Source organism: Ornithinimicrobium sufpigmenti (assembly GCF_004322775.1).
GTDB lineage: Bacteria > Actinomycetota > Actinomycetes > Actinomycetales > Dermatophilaceae > Ornithinicoccus > Ornithinicoccus sufpigmenti.
In genome coordinates this window covers 2,827,359-2,845,540 of record NZ_CP036403.1, presented here as the reverse complement: position 1 = coordinate 2,845,540, position 18,182 = coordinate 2,827,359, and the positions used below count along the sequence as shown (strand labels likewise).

Annotated in this window: 18 protein-coding genes; 13 read left to right on the top strand and 5 right to left on the bottom strand. The window is 73.3% G+C overall.

Translation table 11 applies throughout. The annotated features are described in order from the left end of the window. Nucleotides 1-95: 95 nt before the first annotated feature. From ESZ52_RS13075 to ESZ52_RS13065, 3 genes are all read left to right on the top strand, one after another. Entirely contained in the window at nt 96-1,283 is a 1,188-nt protein-coding gene (locus ESZ52_RS13075; RefSeq protein WP_131105315.1) for an NYN domain-containing protein, read from the top strand. A 403-nt stretch (nt 1,284-1,686) separates the two neighbouring features. Next, the gene (gene recA, locus ESZ52_RS13070) at nt 1,687-2,709 is read left to right on the top strand and encodes a recombinase RecA (RefSeq protein ID WP_425600053.1); all 1,023 of its coding nucleotides are present in this window, start codon (nt 1,687-1,689) and stop codon (nt 2,707-2,709) included. Beyond that, nucleotides 2,709-3,389, top strand: a complete 681-nt coding sequence (locus ESZ52_RS13065) for a regulatory protein RecX (protein WP_131105313.1) — start codon at nt 2,709-2,711, stop codon at nt 3,387-3,389. The genes recA and ESZ52_RS13065 overlap by 1 nt, the downstream gene beginning before the upstream one ends. A 66-nt stretch (nt 3,390-3,455) precedes the next feature. Here the strand turns inward: ESZ52_RS13065 and ESZ52_RS13060 are convergent, their stop codons facing one another. Next, nucleotides 3,456-4,010, bottom strand: a complete 555-nt coding sequence (locus ESZ52_RS13060; RefSeq protein WP_181009904.1) for a DUF5709 domain-containing protein — start codon at nt 4,008-4,010, stop codon at nt 3,456-3,458. A 101-nt stretch (nt 4,011-4,111) separates the two neighbouring features. Here ESZ52_RS13060 and ESZ52_RS13055 point away from each other — a divergent pair, with 101 nt between their 5' ends. Genes ESZ52_RS13055 through miaB form a run of 3 tightly spaced genes read left to right on the top strand, consistent with a single transcriptional unit; the run spans nt 4,112 to nt 7,150 of the window. Continuing rightward, nucleotides 4,112-4,864, top strand: coding sequence for a sulfite exporter TauE/SafE family protein (locus ESZ52_RS13055; RefSeq protein WP_131105312.1), 753 nt, complete (start codon nt 4,112-4,114; stop codon nt 4,862-4,864). After that, on the top strand, nt 4,861-5,610 hold the full coding sequence (locus ESZ52_RS13050; protein WP_131105311.1) for a YoaK family protein: 750 nt from the start codon (nt 4,861-4,863) through the stop codon (nt 5,608-5,610). Before ESZ52_RS13055 ends, ESZ52_RS13050 begins: the two co-directional genes overlap by 4 nt. A 7-nt stretch (nt 5,611-5,617) precedes the next feature. Continuing rightward, the gene (gene miaB, locus ESZ52_RS13045; protein ID WP_131105310.1) at nt 5,618-7,150 is read left to right on the top strand and encodes a tRNA (N6-isopentenyl adenosine(37)-C2)-methylthiotransferase MiaB; all 1,533 of its coding nucleotides are present in this window, start codon (nt 5,618-5,620) and stop codon (nt 7,148-7,150) included. 16 nt (nt 7,151-7,166) lie between these two features. Here the strand turns inward: miaB and ESZ52_RS13040 are convergent, their stop codons facing one another. The 3 genes from ESZ52_RS13040 to ESZ52_RS13030 form a co-directional block, all read right to left on the bottom strand. Then, nucleotides 7,167-7,445, bottom strand: coding sequence for a hypothetical protein (locus ESZ52_RS13040; RefSeq protein WP_131105309.1), 279 nt, complete (start codon nt 7,443-7,445; stop codon nt 7,167-7,169). Continuing rightward, nucleotides 7,442-8,470: a DNA polymerase III subunit beta family protein gene (locus ESZ52_RS13035; RefSeq protein WP_131105308.1), complete on the bottom strand. Its 1,029-nt coding sequence runs from the start codon at nt 8,468-8,470 to the stop codon at nt 7,442-7,444. The genes ESZ52_RS13040 and ESZ52_RS13035 overlap by 4 nt, the downstream gene beginning before the upstream one ends. A gap of 81 nt (nt 8,471-8,551) precedes the next feature. Further along, nucleotides 8,552-9,100: a PGPGW domain-containing protein gene (locus ESZ52_RS13030; protein ID WP_131105307.1), complete on the bottom strand. Its 549-nt coding sequence runs from the start codon at nt 9,098-9,100 to the stop codon at nt 8,552-8,554. 143 nt (nt 9,101-9,243) lie between these two features. Here ESZ52_RS13030 and ESZ52_RS13025 point away from each other — a divergent pair, with 143 nt between their 5' ends. Both ESZ52_RS13025 and ESZ52_RS19740 read left to right on the top strand, forming a co-directional pair. Further along, the gene (locus tag ESZ52_RS13025) at nt 9,244-10,038 is read left to right on the top strand and encodes a GNAT family N-acetyltransferase (protein WP_131105306.1); all 795 of its coding nucleotides are present in this window, start codon (nt 9,244-9,246) and stop codon (nt 10,036-10,038) included. A gap of 5 nt (nt 10,039-10,043) precedes the next feature. Beyond that, nucleotides 10,044-10,466, top strand: coding sequence for a hypothetical protein (locus ESZ52_RS19740; RefSeq protein WP_238154429.1), 423 nt, complete (start codon nt 10,044-10,046; stop codon nt 10,464-10,466). Nucleotides 10,467-10,536: 70 nt separating this feature from the next. Here the strand turns inward: ESZ52_RS19740 and ESZ52_RS13015 are convergent, their stop codons facing one another. Then, on the bottom strand, nt 10,537-14,286 hold the full coding sequence (locus tag ESZ52_RS13015) for an FtsK/SpoIIIE domain-containing protein (protein ID WP_131105305.1): 3,750 nt from the start codon (nt 14,284-14,286) through the stop codon (nt 10,537-10,539). A gap of 228 nt (nt 14,287-14,514) precedes the next feature. Here ESZ52_RS13015 and ESZ52_RS13010 point away from each other — a divergent pair, with 228 nt between their 5' ends. The 5 genes from ESZ52_RS13010 to ESZ52_RS12990 are packed head-to-tail and all read left to right on the top strand — an operon-like array spanning nt 14,515 to nt 18,160. Then, nucleotides 14,515-15,744, top strand: a complete 1,230-nt coding sequence (locus ESZ52_RS13010; RefSeq protein ID WP_131105304.1) for a TadA family conjugal transfer-associated ATPase — start codon at nt 14,515-14,517, stop codon at nt 15,742-15,744. Further along, a complete protein-coding gene (locus ESZ52_RS13005; protein WP_131105303.1) occupies nt 15,744-16,610 on the top strand; it encodes a type II secretion system F family protein in 867 nt (288 codons plus the stop codon). The genes ESZ52_RS13010 and ESZ52_RS13005 overlap by 1 nt, the downstream gene beginning before the upstream one ends. Then, nucleotides 16,607-17,536 (top strand): type II secretion system F family protein, encoded by a 930-nt coding sequence (locus ESZ52_RS13000; protein ID WP_131105302.1) that lies wholly within the window; start codon nt 16,607-16,609, stop codon nt 17,534-17,536. The genes ESZ52_RS13005 and ESZ52_RS13000 overlap by 4 nt, the downstream gene beginning before the upstream one ends. 46 nt (nt 17,537-17,582) lie before the next feature. Then, complete coding sequence (locus ESZ52_RS12995; RefSeq protein WP_131105301.1) at nt 17,583-17,774, top strand: hypothetical protein; 192 nt, start codon at nt 17,583-17,585, stop codon at nt 17,772-17,774. Further along, the gene (locus ESZ52_RS12990) at nt 17,771-18,160 is read left to right on the top strand and encodes a TadE family protein (RefSeq protein WP_131105300.1); all 390 of its coding nucleotides are present in this window, start codon (nt 17,771-17,773) and stop codon (nt 18,158-18,160) included. Before ESZ52_RS12995 ends, ESZ52_RS12990 begins: the two co-directional genes overlap by 4 nt. Nucleotides 18,161-18,182: the final 22 nt, after the last annotated feature.

Genomic DNA, 18,182 nt, shown 5'->3' with positions numbered 1-18,182 from the left:
GCGCTGGCATCCCACCCCGACGAGAGGCCAGTCTAGGGCTCCCCGCGGCTGGCCCTGACGCCGGGGAAGGGCGGCGGCGGCATACCCTGGGCGCCATGGATGACGAGGATCGGATCGCGCTGCTCATCGACTACGAGAACCTGGCGCTGGGGGCCCGGGACCACCTCGGGGCACCCTTCGACCTCAGGCCGGTGGCGGACGCGCTGGCCGAGCGGGGCCGGGTGGTCACCCGACGGGCCTACGCAGACTGGTCCTACTTCGACGAGGACCGGCGGATGCTGACCCGCAACCATGTCGAGCTGATCGAGATGACGCAGCGGATGGGCGCCTCCCGCAAGAACGCCGCCGATATCAAGATGGCCGTCGACGCCATCGAGATGGCCTACGAGCGGGACTACATCACCACATTCGCCATCTGCACCGGCGACAGCGACTTCACCCCGCTGGTGCACAAGCTGCGCGAGCTCAACAAGCGGGTGATCGGCTTCGGGGTGCGCGACTCGACCTCCACCATGCTGCCGCCCGCCTGCGACGAGTTCCTCTTCTACGACGACCTCGACGGTGCCCCGCACGGCGAGGTCCGGGGCGGGGAACCGTCCCGGGGCCGGCGCCGCGGCGCCGGCGGCGGGAAGGGGCAGAAGTCGCGGCGGGAGGGGAACGGCCCGGCCGGGCCGGAGGTGCCTCGCGAGCCGGTGGACAGGCCGGTCGAGGAGCCGCTCGACGAGGGGACAGACGAGCCGGTAAGCCACGTGCTTGACCAGGTCGACGAGGTGGACGAGGTCGACGAGCTCGAGGACACCACCGAGCTGGAGAGCCCGGACCTGGACGTGCTCGTCGCGCAGACCGTGGCCGGGCTGCAACGCGGCTCCGGCGGCGCGGTGACGGCCTCCGTCCTCAAGCGCACCCTGCTGCGCAAGGACTCGACCTTCTCCGAGGCGGCCCACGGGTTCCGCGCGTTCGGCGAGCTCCTCGAGCACCTGGCCGACCGGGGCATCATCGCGCTCTCGGCAGGTCCGGCCAAGGGCGACCCGGAGGTGACCCTGCCCGAGGGGGGCCGGCCGGAGGCGTTCGCCCTGCTGTCCGAGGTCGTGCAGGAGATGGACGAGGGCGAGGGCGTGCCGCTCTCCGGGCTGAAGGACCAGCTGCGGGCGCGCCGCCCGGGCTTCTCCGAGAAACCCCTGGGCTACGGCTCCTTCCTGCAGTTCTGCCGGGGCGCCGCCGCGGCCGGTGTGGTGGACCTGGAGCGGGACGGCAACGCCTACCTCGTGCACCCGTTCGACTGACCGGTCCGGCTGACGTTCCGGGGGTGTCCGGCGGCTCCCTGTCCGCAGGCGACCCTTGTCGTCGCGGCGTCGTCCCATCACAGGTCCCGCTCACCTGTCCACTCCTGCAGGCGGCGTGTCGCGCCGCCCTCGTACACAGGTGCGAGTACGCTGGGCCCCAGATGTCCATTCCGTCCCGGGTTATCCACAGGATCGGGGCGGTCGGACCGGGTCTGTCGGTCCGGGCATCTAGCGTCTGACTGGACGGCGGTGAACGCGTCCCTCGCACGGGGGGCGGCACCGAGGTCGGTCGCAGGTAGGCGCGCTCACCCCACGAGACGTAGAGGAGCAGGCAATGGCACAGGCCACGAGGAACCCGCAGGCAGCGGGCAGCGACAACAAGCTGCGGGCGCTGGACACCGTGATGGCGCAGATCGAGAAGCAGCACGGCAAGGGCTCGGTCATGCGCCTCGGTGACGAGGAGCGGCCGCCGATCCAGGTGATCCCCACCGGCGCCATCGCCCTCGACGTCGCGCTGGGCGTGGGTGGCCTGCCCCGCGGACGCGTGGTGGAGATCTACGGCCCGGAGTCCAGCGGCAAGACGACGGTCGCGCTCCATGCCGTGGCCAGCGCCCAGAAGGCTGGCGGCATCGCGGCCTTCATCGACGCCGAGCACGCGCTGGATCCGGAGTACGCCAAGAAGCTGGGTGTGGACACCGACGCGCTGCTGGTCAGCCAGCCGGACACCGGCGAGCAGGCGCTGGAGATCGCCGACATGCTGATCCGGTCCGGCGCCCTGGACATCATCGTCATCGATTCGGTCGCCGCCCTGGTCCCGCGCGCGGAGATCGAGGGCGAGATGGGTGACAGCCACGTCGGTCTGCAGGCCCGGCTGATGAGCCAGGCGCTGCGCAAGATCACCGGCGCGCTGAGCTCCACCGGCACGACCGCGATCTTCATCAACCAGCTGCGCGAGAAGATCGGCGTGATGTTCGGCTCCCCGGAGACCACCACCGGTGGCAAGGCGCTGAAGTTCTACGCCTCGGTGCGCATCGACGTGCGCCGCATCGAGACCCTCAAGGACGGCACCGACGCGGTCGGCAACCGCACCCGCGCCAAGATCGTCAAGAACAAGGTGTCCCCGCCGTTCAAGCAGGCGGAGTTCGACATCCTCTACGGCCACGGGATCTCCCGAGAGGGTGGCCTGATCGACATGGGCGTGGAGCACGGCTTCGTGCGCAAGTCGGGCGCCTGGTACACCTACGAGGGCGAGCAGATGGGGCAGGGCAAGGAGAACGCCCGACAGTTCCTCAAGGACAACCCCGACCTGGCCGACGAGATCGACCGCAAGATCAAGACCAAGCTCGGGATCGGCGTCCCGACGCCCACCGACGACCTCCCGGCCGGGGTGGACCCGGTCACCGGTGAGGTCTCGGTCGACTTCTGATGGGCGGCGCAGACCGGCTGTCTGCAGCTCGGGAGGCGCTGGCGGCCGCGGAGGCGGCCGCCGCCGCGTCCGGCCTGCGGCCGGCCGGGGCCAGGGCCGGTGCCGAGGGCGGGCACCAGCCAGGCGCTCGTGGCTCTGGTGACGCCCCACCGGGCGCTCCCGCGGGGGTTCCCGGTGGCCGGCACCAGGCGTCGGCGCCCGACCCGCACGATGTCGCGCGCAAGATCGTGCTGCGTCAGCTGTCGATGGGCCCACGCACCCGGCGCCAGCTGGAGGACAAGCTGCGGGAGAAGGGCTGCGATCCCCAGGTCGCGGCCCGGGTGCTGGACCGGATGACCTCGGTCGGGCTGGTGGACGACGAGGCCTTCGCCGAGATGTGGGTGCGCTCCCGCCAGGAGACCAAGGGGCTGGCGGCCGGCGCCCTGCGCCACGAGCTGCGCACCAAGGGCGTCGCCGACCACCTGGTGAACGCGGCCCTGGGGGAGATCCCTCCCGACCAGGAGAAGGAGGCGGCCCGAGCGCTCGTGGCTCGGCGGCTGCGCACCATGACCGGGCTCGACCGGGAGGTGCAGACCCGGCGCCTGGCCGGGTTCCTGGCCCGTAAGGGCTACGCGCCGGGCGTGGCCTACCAGGTCATCCGTGAGGCGTTGGACGACCTGCCCGAGCACGCCCGGGACTGACAGGTCGGTCGAGGGCCGCACGGGGAAGCCCCGTGTCGGGCGCCGCTCGGGCGGTGGGCCCGCTGCTCACTGCTCCTCGTCGAGGAGCACCGCCCGCGGGTCCCACTCCACCTCGGTCAGCTCGTCCTCACCGGCCAGTTCGTCGTCGTCGACATCGTCGACGTAGTGCATCGCCGACTCCTCCGGGGAGTCCCAGCTGGTCGCCTGGCCCTCGCGCGCGATGAGCCGTGCCTCCCGGTCAGGGAAACGTCCCTCGTCCGGGGCGACGATGCGCCCGACCCGCCGCTGGTCGCTGCCGTAGTAGTCCAGCTCGGCCCGGATCGCGTCGGGGTCGTCTCCGCCGATCCAGCCGTCGTCCTCGGCCGCCATCCCGGACTCGTCGCGCGGTGCGCCGTAGGCCGTGGAAGGGTCCTCCTCCTCCTGGCGCACGCGCACGTCGATCGTCTCCTCGGAGTCGGAGTACGCGGTGGAGGACTGGTAGCGGTCACCGACCCGGAAGCCCCGGTCCAGCACGTCCCCGTCGCCGTCGAGGGTGTCGCCGGGCTGCAGCTGGTCCTCCGCGTCCACGCTGTAGACACCGAACTCATCACCCATGGTCTCGCGGTCGGCCTGGTCGCTCATGACGCTGCTCCTTTGCGCGCGGTGACTGTCGTGCCTTCACCCTAGCCCTCTGCCGAAGGCCCCACGACGCGGGCAGACGTCGCGTCAGCCACACTGTCCCGGTGGCCTGGTCGATCCTGCTCCTCGTGCTCGGGTGCGTCGTCCTCGGCGCCGTGCTGCAGCGGGTCTCCGGCATGGGGATGGGCCTGGTGTCGGCCCCGACGCTCTCCCTCGTGCTCGGTCCGGTCGCCGGGGTGACCCTGAGCAACGTCGCCGCCGTGACCGCCGCGCTCGTGCTCACCGTGGTGCTGCGCCGGGACATCGACTGGCGCAGGTTCCGCGGCGTGGCGCCGCTGCTGCTCGTCGGGTCGGTCGTCGGGGCCCTGGTGGTCCGCACCGCGGACACCGCCGTGCTCGACACCGTGCTCGGCACGACGGTCCTGGTGGCGATCGCGGCTGCCCTGGGCCTGCAGCGCCATCTCAACGCCACCGGCCGGCTGCCGGCGCTGACCTCGGGTGCGCTGGCCGGGTTCATGAACACCACGGCGGGGGTCGCGGGCCCGGCGATGACCGTGTACGCCGTCGCCTCCCGGTGGGACCACCGTTCGTTCGCGGCGACGCTGCAGCCGGTCTTCCTGATGGCCAACGGCGCCTCGATCATCACCAAGGCACTGGCCGGCGCCACCCCTCCGGCCGACCTCGTGCCGTGGGGGGCCTGGGTGGTCGCGGTGGCTGCGGTCCCGGTCGGCATCGGCGCCGGGACGGTGCTGGCCAGGCGCGTGAGCCTGCGCGCAGCCCGCACCGTCGCCCTCACCGTCGCCATGGCCGGCGGTGTCGTGGCGCTCGTCCGCGGTGTGCTGGGCCTGGTGTCGTGAGCGGCCACCTGCCGCACGTGCTGCGGCTCGCCGCCGGGGAGCGGGACGAGCGGACCAACCGGCACCTGGCCTATCTGCTGGCCTGGGTGGCCGGGGCGCTCAACTCCGTCGGCTTCGTGGCGGTCGGCTTCTACACCTCCCACATGACCGGCATCGTGGCGACGGTGGCCGACCAGCTCGTCCTCGGCGGCACCCACCTGGTCCTGTTCGGTCTGGTCGCCCTGGTCGCCTTCGTCCTGGGCGCGATGGCCTGCGCGCACCAGTTCAACTGGGCCAGGCGGCGGCACCGCCGGGACCGCTTCGCCCTCGTGCTCTTCGTCGAGGCGGTCCTGATCCTCATCGTCGGCGCCCTGGCCGAGGAGGTGACCTGGGTGCACCGGGAGTGGCTGATCGTGGCCACCCTGGGCTTCGTCATGGGGCAGCAGAACGCCCTGATCACCAAGGTCTCCGACGCGACCATCCGCACCACACACATCACCGGCATGGTCACCGACATCGGGATCGAGCTCGGCAAGATGACCTACCTCAAGCGTGCGGGCGACCCCGATCCGGTCCGGGGCGACCTCCGCAAGCTGCTGATGCTCTCCACCCTCGTCGCCCTCTTCTTCGTCGGCGGGGTGCTCGGTGCCCTGGGCTACCTGGCGGTCGGTTTCCCGGTGCTGCTGGTGCCGGCCGTGCTGCTGCTCGCCGTCGCCGTCCCGCCCCTCGTCGGCGGCCGGCTGCCGGTGGGTGACCACGTACCCTAGAGGGGCGATGACCACCACCAAGACGTATGACGTGCGCACCCACGGGTGCCAGATGAACGTGCACGACTCCGAGCGCCTGGCCGGGCTCCTGGAGACGGCCGGCTACACCGACCTCGCGAGCCTGCCACCGGCGCAGCGCCCCGAGGTGGCCGACGTGGTCGTCTTCAACACCTGCGCGGTGCGCGAGAACGCCGCCAACAAGCTCTACGGCAACCTGGGTCAGCTGCGCCCGGCCAAGCTGAAGAACCCCGACCTGCAGATCGCCGTCGGCGGGTGCCTGGCGCAGAAGGACCGCTCCACCATCGTCGAGCGGGCCCCCTGGGTCGACGTCGTCTTCGGCACCCACAACGTCGGCTCACTGCCGGCGCTGCTGGACCGCGCCCGGCACAACAGGGCGGCCGAGGTGGAGATCCTGGAGGCGCTGGAGACCTTCCCCTCCACCCTGCCGACCCGACGCGACTCCGCCTACTCCGGCTGGGTGTCGATCTCGGTGGGCTGCAACAACACCTGCACCTTCTGCATCGTGCCCGCGCTGCGCGGCAAGGAGAAGGACCGTCGCCCCGGCGAGATCCTGGCCGAGGTCGAGGCGCTCGTCGCGCAGGGCGTGGTCGAGATCACCCTGCTGGGGCAGAACGTCAACACCTACGGCGTGGAGTTCGGCGACCGGCTGGCCTTCGGCAAGCTGCTGCGGGCCTGCGGCGAGGTCGAGGGCCTGGAGCGCGTGCGCTTCACCAGCCCGCACCCGGCGGCCTTCACCGACGACGTCATCGCCGCCATGGCTGAGACCCCCAACGTCATGCCGAGCCTGCACATGCCGCTGCAGTCCGGCTCCGACCGCGTCCTGAAGGCGATGCGCCGCTCCTACCGGTCGGCCAGGTTCCTCGGCATCCTGGACCGCGTCCGGGAGCAGATCCCCCACGCGGCGATCACCACCGATCTCATCGTCGGCTTCCCGGGGGAGACCGAGGAGGACTTCCAGGACACCCTGGACGTCGTCCGTGCCAGCCGGTTCTCCAGCGCCTTCACCTTCCAGTACTCCATCCGCCCCGGCACCCCCGCGGCCGAGATGGACGACCAGGTGCCCAAGGCCGTCGTCCAGGAGCGCTTCGACCGGCTCATCGCGGTGCAGGAGGAGGTCTCCTGGGCCGGCAACCGCGAGCTCGAGGGCCGCGAGGTCGAGGTGCTCGTGGCGCCGGGGGAGGGCCGCAAGGACGCCGAGACCGAGCGTATGTCGGGCCGGGCCCGCGACAACCGTCTCGTGCACTTCGCCGTCCCCGAGGGGGCGGAGCGTCCGCGGCCCGGCGACGCGGTGACCGTCCAGGTGACCTACGGGGCCCCCCACCACCTCATCGCCGACTCCGGCGTCCAGGGCGGGGTGTATGCCGTGCGCCGCACCCGCGGTGGGGACGCCTGGGCCGCGCTGCAGGAGGGCGCCACCCCGGGGGCGGTCCGCAAGCCGACGGTGAGCCTCGGCATACCCACCGTGGGGGCGCCCCCGCCACGCGAGGTGGCGACCCCAGCCTGCGCGGTCGCGGACTGACCCTCGCCGGCGCCTTTCACCCGGACAAGGCCGTGAGCCGCCCGTACTCAGCACCGCAGGCCCTGCAGTCGCAGAGGGTGAGCTGGTGCATGGTCCCCGCGTTCCAGACCGTCCCGGGCGGGTAGAGCGGCTCGAGCCGTCCGGAGGGGCTGGCAAAGGTGTCGACGAGCACCGGCCGGGGATCGACGTCACCGTCGCCGAGGCAGCACCGGCACCCGCTGTAGCCGCGGTCCCTGCCCGCGTGCGAGGTGGCCCGGTGCCCGCACGTGCGGCACAGGTGCATCAGGACGCTCATGGCCGGTCGTGGCTCCGCCAGGACCGCTCAGGAGCGAGCGGCATGAGGAGCGCCACCACGTCGAGGTCATCGGGGGAGCGGACGACGAGGGGTGCGATGACGCCGTCGGCCGGCAGGAGCACCTGACAGTCGGGCACATGGCTCACCGCCTCCCAGAGGAAGCCGCGGTCGACCAGGACGCCGCCCAGGTCCACCACCACGTCCTCCCTGTCGAGCGCGGCGCGCAGCTGTTCCTCCGGCAGCGGCCGCAGCGGGGCCCCGTGCTCCAGCACACGGCGGTAGTCCGGGAAGGTCTCCTCGAGCCCCGCGAGCCGCAGCTCCTCGCCCCCGCAGCGCACGACCAGCAGCTGCTCCTGGGCCGTGAGGGCGAGCGAGCCGTGCCGGCCGGAGAGCCAGCGGGTCAGCCGGTCCGCCTCACCCGTCGGCAGCACCACCGATCCCACCTGGGGTTCCGCCGCGCCGGCCCGGTGCCAGCGTCCGGCCACCACCATCCGGAAGCGGTCCGTGGCCACGACCGTCAGCTCCTCGCCCACCTCGATGAGCACGCTCCTCAGGGCCGGCAGCTCCGGGTCGGTGCCGGCAGCGTGCCGCACCGCAGCGAGCATGGCCAGCAGGGTCTGAGCAGGCACCTCCGAAGGCGCCCTGTCAGCCGCCGCGTCCCGGCGTGCTGGCTCGGCCAACGCATGGTGCAGCTGCGCAAGCTGGCGGCGCGCGTCCTCCAGGCCCTCCTCGAGCCGTCTCAGGTGCGCCGAGAGCAGGTCGCGGGCGCTGTCCGGATCCCCGCCCCGGAGCGCTTCCAGCGTGGCGGCCATCTCGGCCACCGGCATCTGCACCCGGCGCATCCCCGCCAGGATGCGCGCCTCCGTCACCTGCCCGGGGGAGTAGCGGCGGTAGCCGGACCAGCTGTCCACCCACGCAGGCGTCAGGACCTGGGCGCCGTCGTAGAAGCGCAGGGCGCTCACGGTCAGTCCGCTCGCGCGGGAGAGCTCGCCGATGGAGAGCAGCTGCTCAGGGTCCGTCGTCATGGCGCCACCCTGAGGTCTCGACCTGGATGAGAGTCAAGGCACGGCCGGCGCACCACCACGGGGCGGATCACGGTGGCGGGGTCACGCGCTCCGTCGCCAGGGTGTGCCCCGCTCGCGCATCCGACGGAGCCGGTTGCGCGCCGTGCGCGTCGCCGCCCTACGGGCCCGGTGGGCCTCCTCGAGCCGCTCGACCGCCTCGAGCGCGTCCGGCTTGCGGTAGAACCGGTGGACGGCGAAGACCAGCAGCCCCAGCGCGATCACCGCGGAGACGGCGAACGTGACGCCGACCGAGACCCCGCCGAAGAGCCACCACGCCTGCGGCAGGGACCACCAGCCCGGGGCCGGGGGTTGCACGATCCACAGCACCCCCACCGCCAGGAGCACCAACGCCGCCAGGCCGGACAGCAGGATCCGGGGGATGGTCTGGGCCCCCTCCGCGGCGCCCCGCCAGGCCTTGACCCGGACAGGGTGCATCATCCGCCTGGCCCAGCGGTACTGGGTGGACAGGATGGCCAGCCCGGCGAAGGTCAGCAGCAGACCCGGCCCGGGCAGGACCAGCGCCAGCAGGCCGGCGACCAGGACGACCCAGCCCAGGGTCTCCAGACCCAGTCGCTTGGCGGTGGCACTCACGGCGCAACCCTAGGCCGCGATCCCGGACGTTTCCTGGGGGACCCACCCCCACCCTCGCGCGTGACCCACGCGTGGGACCCACCCGTGGTCCGCACAGGACCAGATGGCCGGCACCCCACCCGGCGCGTGCGATCCTGGACCGCGTGACCTGGGCACCTGTGGACCGTGCGACGCTGCTGCACCGCACCGGGGACCCCTTCCTCCGGTATGCCGCACCCGCCGACATGCTCGCCGTCGCCGGCCCGCTGGGCTGGGCCGCGCTGGTGCGCTGGCGGCCGATGGGGCACTGGGGTGGTGCGGCGGTCGTGGCACCGGGTGCGCCCGTCGGGGTGGAGTCGGAGGCGCTCGCGGCGCTCGCCGCCCGGGCCGAGGAGCTGAACGCGTCCCCGGAGTGGTTCTCCACCGCGCCGGGACGGGAGCTGACGCCACCGCCGGGTTGGCGCGCGGGCACCGGCGGCACGTGGGCGTTCATGTGGACCGACGAGGCCGACGACCTGCCGCCGGCGCCGCCCGGCCTGGTCGAGCTCGACGACGCCATGGACGCCGCACGGATCGAGGCCTTCGGCCGGAGGCACAACCCGGTGTTCGAGGGCTTCCCCGGTCGCGGCTACTCCAGCCTGTGGCTCGGCGTCGAGGACGCCGGGGGCGAGCTGGCCGCCGTCGGCGCCATCCACGTCCTGGGCTCAGGGGCGGCCCACCTGGCGGGCATCGTGGTGCGGCCCGACCTGCGCGGCACCGGTCTCGGCACCGGCCTGACCGCCCAGCTGACCCGCCGTGCGGTGGCCGCGCACGGCGCATCCACCCTCGGCGTCTACTCCGACAACGCGGTGGCGGTGCAGCTCTACCAGCGCCTCGGGTATGCCGTCGCCCACCACTTCCACACCCGGGGCCTCACCCGGGTGCGGGTCGGAGCGGCGGCGGGGCGCGACCTACGATGAGCGCCATGACCTCCGCCGACGCCGCACCCGAGCGGACCACCCCGCGGCAGCCCACGCCCAGGCAGCTGCTCCTGGGTCAGGTGGCGGCCGGCCTGCTGGCGCTCGAGGCGGTGATCATCGCCGGCTTCGTGGTCTTCTACGGCTACGAGGTGGCCATCGGCGAGGGGCAGGACCTGCTCATCATCATCATGTCGGCGGTGACCATGGTGGTCTTCGCCGTCGGGCTGGGCTACACCGCCAGGGGTCTGCTGCGCCGCCACCCCCGTGCGCAGGCCCCGGCGATCGCCTTCAACTTCCTGCTCATCCCGCTGGGGATCGCGATGTTCCAGTTCGCGCCCTGGTGGGTGGCCGCCGGCGTGCTGGTCCTCGGCGTGTTCACGATCGCGTCCGTGCTGCTCATGGGCAAGCTGGACGACGGGCGCGACTGACTCCCGACCACTCCTGGTCACGAGGGCTCCGCCGTGAGGCAGAGGCTCACTGCGGCGGCGGACCACCAGGTCATCCCTGACCAGGTCCCGGGAGCGGCGCGACCACCTGGATGCGGGCGGTCCGCCCACGGTGGACGAGGACGCCGCGGCCCGGCACCGGAAGGTCCCCCACCGGTAGGCGGGCGCCCACGACCGCGCCGTCACCCGGCATACCGGGCTGCAGCACGACGGCGGTGCGGCACCGGGCCAGCTGGGGCACGAGCCCGCGGAAGGCCGTTCCGGCACCCTCGAGCTCAGCCGCGACGTGCAGGGCGGCTCGGGCGCCGTGCCGCGCCGCATGCTCGACGAGCAGGTCCTCGACGGGAGTGCCGGAGAGCAGGTGCGCGTCGTCGACGCTGACCAGGTCGGTGTCGGTCAGGCGCTGGAGCCGGACCCGGAGGTCGTCCTCCGCGGGGGGATCGCCGCCCTCGACCAGCAGGACAGTGCCTCCTGCGGCGGCGGCGAGGGCGGCCAGGGTCCGTGAGCGGCCCGACCCCGGAGGCCCCAGCACCAGGACCGGTCCGACCGGCAGGTCCACGGCAGCAGCCTCGTCCCCACCGACCGCCCACACGGTCGGATCCGTGCAGTGCGCCAGGCGGGGCAGGGGCAGACAACGCAGGGGAGGGGTCGGCCCGGGTGGTGGACGCCCGCCGGGCGGGTCGGGCCGCACGACCTGGGCGACGACGCCGTCCCGCGCCCGTACCGCGCGGCCGGGCGGCTGATGCCTCGGGACCTGCGCCGCCTGCAGCCTCGTGAGCAGCAGGTCGGCGGGGTCGTTGAGGTGCAGCATCCAGGTCTCGGGCAGCAGGGTGGCCATGGTGCCGAGCAGCAGGGACCGGTCGCCGGTGACGACCCCCGTCACGCCGACCCCGGGGCCCTCCCGCAGGATCCGCTGGGCCACGTCGATCCCGCGGCCGCCCTCGACCTGACCCAGCTGGTCCACGAGCCGGTCCCAGCCGTCGATGGCCAGCACGAGCGGGTCCCGCGGCAGGAGCGGCCCGCCCTGCCGGGCCTGGACCAGGGTGAGCAGCAGGTCGAGGACCCGCAGGGCGTGCGCCCGGTCGTCCGGCAGCACCCAGGCACAGCAGCGGGGGTCCGTCGGGCCGGCCCAGCCCGCGTCCAGGGCACGCCCCAGGTCCAGGGCCACGAACCAGGCGGAGGAGCGGGCCAGCAGCGAGAGCAACGCCGTCGTGCGCCCGCTGCGCGAGGCGCCGACGATGCCGATGTGGTGGTCGCCGGACCAGGTCAGGGGCGGCTGGCGCTGCTCTCCCGGCAGGTCGGCGACCGCCCACCCCGTGTCGGCGGCAGGGTCCGACGAAAGGTCCTCGGGCAGCGGTGGCAGCCAGACCGTCGGCGCCTGCAGGCCCGTGGCCTCCGCGGCCGCCGCCAGTGTCGCGGCCAGGTCCAGCACGGGGTCGTCTTCGTCCGCCTCGGTCGTGTCGGTGGTCTCCAGGGCGGACCGGGCGGCCCAGAGGTCGTCCGCCTCGGTGATGCACCAGCCGTCCGTGGCCCGCGCCCGGGGTGCTGGCCTCGCCACCGCCACCTGCACGGAGCGAGGCGGCGAGGCTCCGGTCCGCAGCAGCGCCAGGCCCGGCCGTCCTTCCGGCAGGGCGGCCGCGTCCGCGCACTCCAGCACGTCGTAGCTGTCCGCGATGTCGCGCACGCGCAGCGCGACCCGCAGGTTGACGTTGGCCCGCAGGTCCGCGCCCACCACACCGGCCGGGCGCTGTGTCGCCAGGACCAGGTGGACGCCGAGGCTGCGCCCCACGGCCGCGACCCGGACCAGTCCGTCCATCACCTGGGGCACCTCCTCCGCGAGGACCCGGAACTCGTCGATGACCACGACGAGCCGCGGCAGACCCGGCTGACCGGGGTCGCGGACGTCTCGGACCCCGGCGGCGTGCAGCACCTGCTCCCGGCGCCTCAGCTCGGACTGCAACGAGAGCAGCACGCGGTCCGCCAGGTGGGGGTCCAGGTCGGTGACCAGCCCGGTGACGTGAGGCAGCCCGGCGCAGGCGCCCAGCGAGGAGCCTCCCTTGTAGTCGACGAGCAGCAGGGACAGGTCTGCCGGCGAGTTGTGCAGAGCGAGCCCCACGACCAGCGACCGCAGCAGCTCGGACTTGCCGGAGCCGGTGGTGCCGGCCACCAGTGCATGCGGGCCGTCCACCGCCAGGTCGACGGTGACCGGCCCGCCGTCCGCCAGCCCGAGGGGAACGGCCAGCCCCGGCCGGGACCACCCGCGGGCCGCCTCCCCCGGGCTGCCCGGCCAGGGCACGAGCTCGCCCAGCGCCGTGGGCCGCCCGGCGTCCGGGTCGTCCGCGCCGGCCGGCTGCCGGGGCCGCATCGGTGCCAGAGCCCCCGCGAACGTCCGAGCGCGGCCGAGCCGGAGCAGGGTGGGGCGGAAAGGGCGGTCCGGCAGGCCGGGGCGCTGGAGCACCGCGTCGTGCGGGCCGAGCAGCAGCACCCGCGGCACATCGGTCGGCGCCTCCCGCACGTCGTCCACCAGCCGCAGGTCCGTCCCCCAGCGCACGTCCCTCTCCCGGTGCCCGCCCAGCCGGGTATGCGGCAGCCAGGCCAGGAGGTCCCAGTCACCGTCAGGCAGTCGGTCCGGGTCGACCGCCAGGGTGAAGGTGTCGGGAGGGTGGCGAGCAGCCAGCTGCAGCACCAGGGACCGTGCCAGGGCGTCCCTGAGCCGGGGTGGGCCGGTGATCACCAGGGCAGGACGGACGTCCACCGTGAGGGGGGCCCGTTCATGACGCAGCCGGGCCCCGTCGACGATGACGTCGGCGCTCTCCACCGCCTCGCCCAGCACCACGGACAGGGGCTCTCCGGAGCACTCCCACAGCCGGGTGGACGGACCTCCGGACAGGGCGGCCGTCACCCCGAGGACGCCGGGGTCGGTCTCCCGCCGGCGCGCCAGCTCGGCCCGCAGGGCGTTCTCCGCCGCGAGGTCGAGGTCCTCGAGCTGTCGGCGGTGGGCCGCGACGGCGTCCCGATGCTCATCCCGCGCGGCACGTCGGTCGCCGAGGTGATGGCCGAAGACCATGGCCGGCCCCAGCAGACCGAAGAGCAGCAGCCAGGGCATCCGCAGGACGAGCGCCACCGTCACGGCCACGGCGAGGGGGAGCGCCCACGTCCACACGTTGGGTCGTCGCACGGTGCGGCGGACGGGCTCGGGCGGGGAGGTGAGATCGACCGGGCGCGGAGCTGGGCGTTCCCGCCTCCACGGCACCACCTGCAGGTGGCCGTCCTGCGGCACCACCGAGGCGGGAGCGGGTGGGCGTGGCTCGAGGACGAGGGCGGACCGACCGAGAAGCAGCCGATCTCCGGCACGCCATACCGATGCCTCCCCTCCCTCTTCCCAGGTCACACCGTTGGTCGAGGCCAGGTCCTCCACCTGCACGCAGTCGCGGTCCAGCCGCACCCGCACGTGCCGCCGGGAGAGGCTGGGATCGGCGATGACGAGGTCGCACGCAGGAGCCCTCCCGACCGTCACCCACCGCCCCGGCGGCAGCGGCAAGGTGCCACCCGCGTCTGGGCCGGCGGCGACCACCAAGGCGGGCCCCCGCAGGGCAGAGCCGGTGCCCGCAGCAGCGGGCGTTCTGGAGACGGGGAGCGGCCAGAGCTCCTGACCGTGCTGCAGCGGCACGTCCACCGCGGCCGGTGGAGATGGCTCGTAGCCCAGCCTGCTCGCGAGGTCGGCCAGCCGGGCTCCCGCCGGTGCGTGCACCACGAAGTGGCGGACCCGGCCCCCGTGCCCGTCACTCACGATCACCTTCATGCCCGCGTCCTCACCGGGCCATGGTGGGCAGCCCGCCCGGCTGGGCGCGGAAGTTATCCACAGATGTGGCCGGAGGCCCCCGTGGGAGGAGGCACGCCGCCTAGATTTGAGCCAGTCGGCCAAGAACTTTGCTGACACCTCTTGCGGCGCCGTGTCGGGTGGCCCTTTGATGGGTACACCCCCGGCGGGCACGGGGATGGTGCGACGGTGGACCGGAAGGAGGGGTTCATGCAGGGGACCGCGCTGCAGAGCCTCGAGGCCGACGTCCGGGAGCTGATCCGGCGGCGGCGCATCGATCCGGCCCGCGATGACGACGAGGTCCGCAGCCTCATCGGCGAGGTGCTGGACGAGTATGACGAGGGCGTGCTGGTCGAGGGCCGGGTCCCGCTGGCAGACCGCCAGGAGGCGCACCGTGTCCTGCTGGAGTCGGTGACCGGGTTCGGGCCCCTCCAGCCCTACCTGGACGACCCGACGGTCGAGGAGATCTGGGTCAACTCGCCGAGCGAGGTCTTCATCGCCCGGCACGGACGGTCGGAGCTGACCTCGACCCTCCTCACCGAGCAGCAGGTCCGTGACCTGGTGGAGCGGATGCTGCGCAGCTCGGGACGCAGGGTGGACCTGAGCAACCCCTTCGTCGACGCCAGCCTGCCCGACGGCAGCCGACTGCACGTCGTCATCCCCGACATCACCCGCCGGCACTGGGCGATCAACATCCGCAAGTTCGTGGTCGCCGCCGAACAGCTCTCGGACCTGGTGCGGCTGGGCACCCTGACCAGTGCCGCCGCCGACTTCCTGGAGGCGTCGGTGGTCGCCGGGCTGAACATCCTGGTGGCCGGCGGGACCCAGGCCGGCAAGACCACCCTGCTGAACTGCCTCGCCGCTGCCATCCCGGCGCACGAGCGGGTGGTCACCTGCGAGGAAGTCTTCGAGCTGAAGGTGAACCTGCGCGACGTCACCGCGATGCAGTGCCGGCAGGCGAGCCTGGAAGGCACGGGTGAGGTCCCCCTGCGCCGCCTGGTCAAGGAGGCGCTGCGCATGCGGCCCGGCCGGATCATCGTCGGCGAGGTGCGGCAGGAGGAAAGCCTGGACCTGCTCATCGCGCTCAACAGCGGGCTTCCCGGGATGTGCACCCTGCACGCCAACTCGGCGCGCGAGGCGGTGACCAAGATCTGCACCCTGCCGCTGCTGGCCGGGAGCAACGTGAGCAGCAGTTTCGTCGTCCCCACGGTCGCCGGGTCGGTCGACCTGGTCGTCCATCTGGGTCTCGACGCCGACGGGCACCGACGCATCCGCGAGATCGTCGCGCTGCCCGGCCGGGTCGAGGGCGAGATCGTAGAGATCGCCGACATCTTCGTCCAGGACGGGGCCGACCTCGTGCGTGCGGAGGGTTACCCGCCGCACCCGGAACGGTTCGCCCGCGCCGGCTACGACCTGCGGCAGCTGCTGGTGGGCCGCTGATGGCTGGCGCAGCGTGGGGGCTCGGGCTGGGGCTGGGCCTGGCCCTGGTCTGGTGGTCCTTCTGGCCGCGGGAGCAGCCGGTCCGGTCCCCGGCGCGGTCGGCCCGCCTGGACCGGCTGCAGGACGAGATCGTCCTGGCCGGTGTGCGCGGGCTGAGCGCCCGCACCCTCCTGGGGCTGTCGCTCGGGCTGGGGTTCGCCGTCCTCCTGCTGGGGTATGCGCTCACCCAGGTCTGGACCGTGGCGACCTGCTTCGCGGTGATGTCGACCCTGGCCCCGGTCACCGTCGTCCGGGTCCGTGCGCGCCAGCGCCGCAGCCGGCTGCGCGACGTCTGGCCGGACGTCGTGGACCACGTGCACTCTGCCGTCCGGGCCGGCCTGGCGCTGCCCGAGGCGCTGGTGCAACTGGGTGACCGCGGACCGGTTGAGCTGCGCGGCCCGTTCCGCGAGTTTGCCCACGACTACCGTGCGACGGGGCGGTTCTCCGAGAGCCTCGACCTGCTCAAGGAGCGGTTGTCCGACCCGGTGGCCGACCGGCTGGTCGAGGCGCTGCGCATCGCCCGCGACGTCGGCGGTACCGATCTCGGGCGGGTGCTGCGCACCTTGTCCACCTTCCTGCGCGAGGACGCCCGGTCGCGGGCGGAGCTCGAGGCAAGACAGTCCTGGACCGTCAACGCCGCCCGTCTGGCGATGGCTGCACCCTGGGCTGTCCTGCTCCTGCTCGCGTCCCGAGGCAGCACCCTGCAGGCCTACAACACGCCCGGCGGCGCCTTGGTGCTCGCCATCGGTGCGGGTGCCAGCCTGCTGGCCTACCGGATGATGCTCAGCATCGGGCGGCTGCCCGAGGAACAACGAGTCCTGAGATGACGCAGGCCGGCTGGGGCGGTGCGCTGGGGCTGCTGCTGGCCGCCGGTGTGATCCTGAGCTGGGTCGGTCTGCCTCGGCACCGCCAGGTCGCGTTGGTGGACCGGATCGAGCCCTACCTGGACCGGGCCCCCCGACGCTCTCGGCTGCTCGCCCTTGACGATCCGCAACCGTGGCGGCTGGCCGACCTGCTGAGGCCCCTGACGGGGCGTCTGGGCCGCGCGCTCGACCGGGCGCTGGGCGGCACCGACTCGGTGCGGGCGCGTCAGCAGCGGGCCGGCCTGCAGGTCGACGTCGACGGCTTCCGGGTGCAACAGGTGCTGTGGGGTTGCCTGTTCGCGGCCGCCGCCGTCGCCGTCGCCACGGGATGGTGGTGGCTGCGCGGGGCGAACGTCGTCGCGCTCGCAGTCCTCGTCGGGTGTGCCTTCCTCGGCGGCGTGGTGGCGCGGGACGCTCTGCTCAGCCGGGCAGCGCACCGGCGCGAGCGCCAGATCATGGCCGAGTTCCCCTCCATCGCCGAGCTGCTGGCGCTGTCGATCACCGCAGGCGAGGGGACCGCCCAGGCCCTGGAACGGGTAGCCCGGCTCTCCCGCGGCGAGCTGGCGGCCGAGCTCGACCTGTGCCTGGCCGAGGCCAGGCTGGGGGCTGCGCTGCCCGACGCGCTCGGCGGGCTGAGCCAACGGACCGGCCTCCCCGCCGTCGCCCGGTTCACCGACGGTCTCGTCGTGGCGCTGCAGCGCGGGACGCCGTTGGGTGAGGTGCTGCGGGCCCAGGCGGCCGATGCCCGGGAGGTCGCCCGCCAGGACCTCATCGAGCAGGGCGGCAAGAAGGAGATCTCGATGATGATCCCCGTCGTCTTCCTGGTCCTGCCCGTGACCGTCCTCTTCGCCGTCTACCCGGGGGTCACCATGCTCCGCGTCGCGCTCTGACCCCACCCCGCCAGCCGTAAGGCACCACACCACACAAGGAGTTACGATGTACCGCCGATTCACCACTACCTACCGCAACCGGGTCCACGTCTGGGCCTCCCGACCAGAACGCGGCGACGTCCCGGGCTGGGTGCTGATCACGATCATGACGGCCGGGATCGTCGCCGCCCTGTGGCTGGTCGCCGAGCCACTGCTGACCGGCTTGTTCTCCACCGCGGTCAGCTCCGTCGGGTCGTGACCCGGACGTCCGGCAGCGCCGAGCGAGGGGCCGCGGTCTCCGAGTTCGCCCTGCTCGCCGGACTCGTGAGCATCCTCCTGCTCGCCGCGATGCAGCTCGCGTTCGTCCTGCACGTGCACAACACGACCACCGCCCACGTCCTCGAGGGTGCCCGGCTGGGCGCCCGGGCGGACAGCACGCCGGAGGCTGGGGCCCAGCGCGCCACCGACCTGCTCCGGGACAGCCTCCCCGGCTCGGGCGGCGTCAGCGTCTCCGCGGGACGCACCCAGGTGGGCGGGGTGCAGGTCGTCGAGGTCACCGCCCTGGTGCGGCTTCCCGTCTTCGGGCCGTTCGGACCGGGTGAGGCCATGACCGTCACCGCGCACGCCTACGCGGAGGACCAGTGAAACCGCAGCATACCCGCCTCCA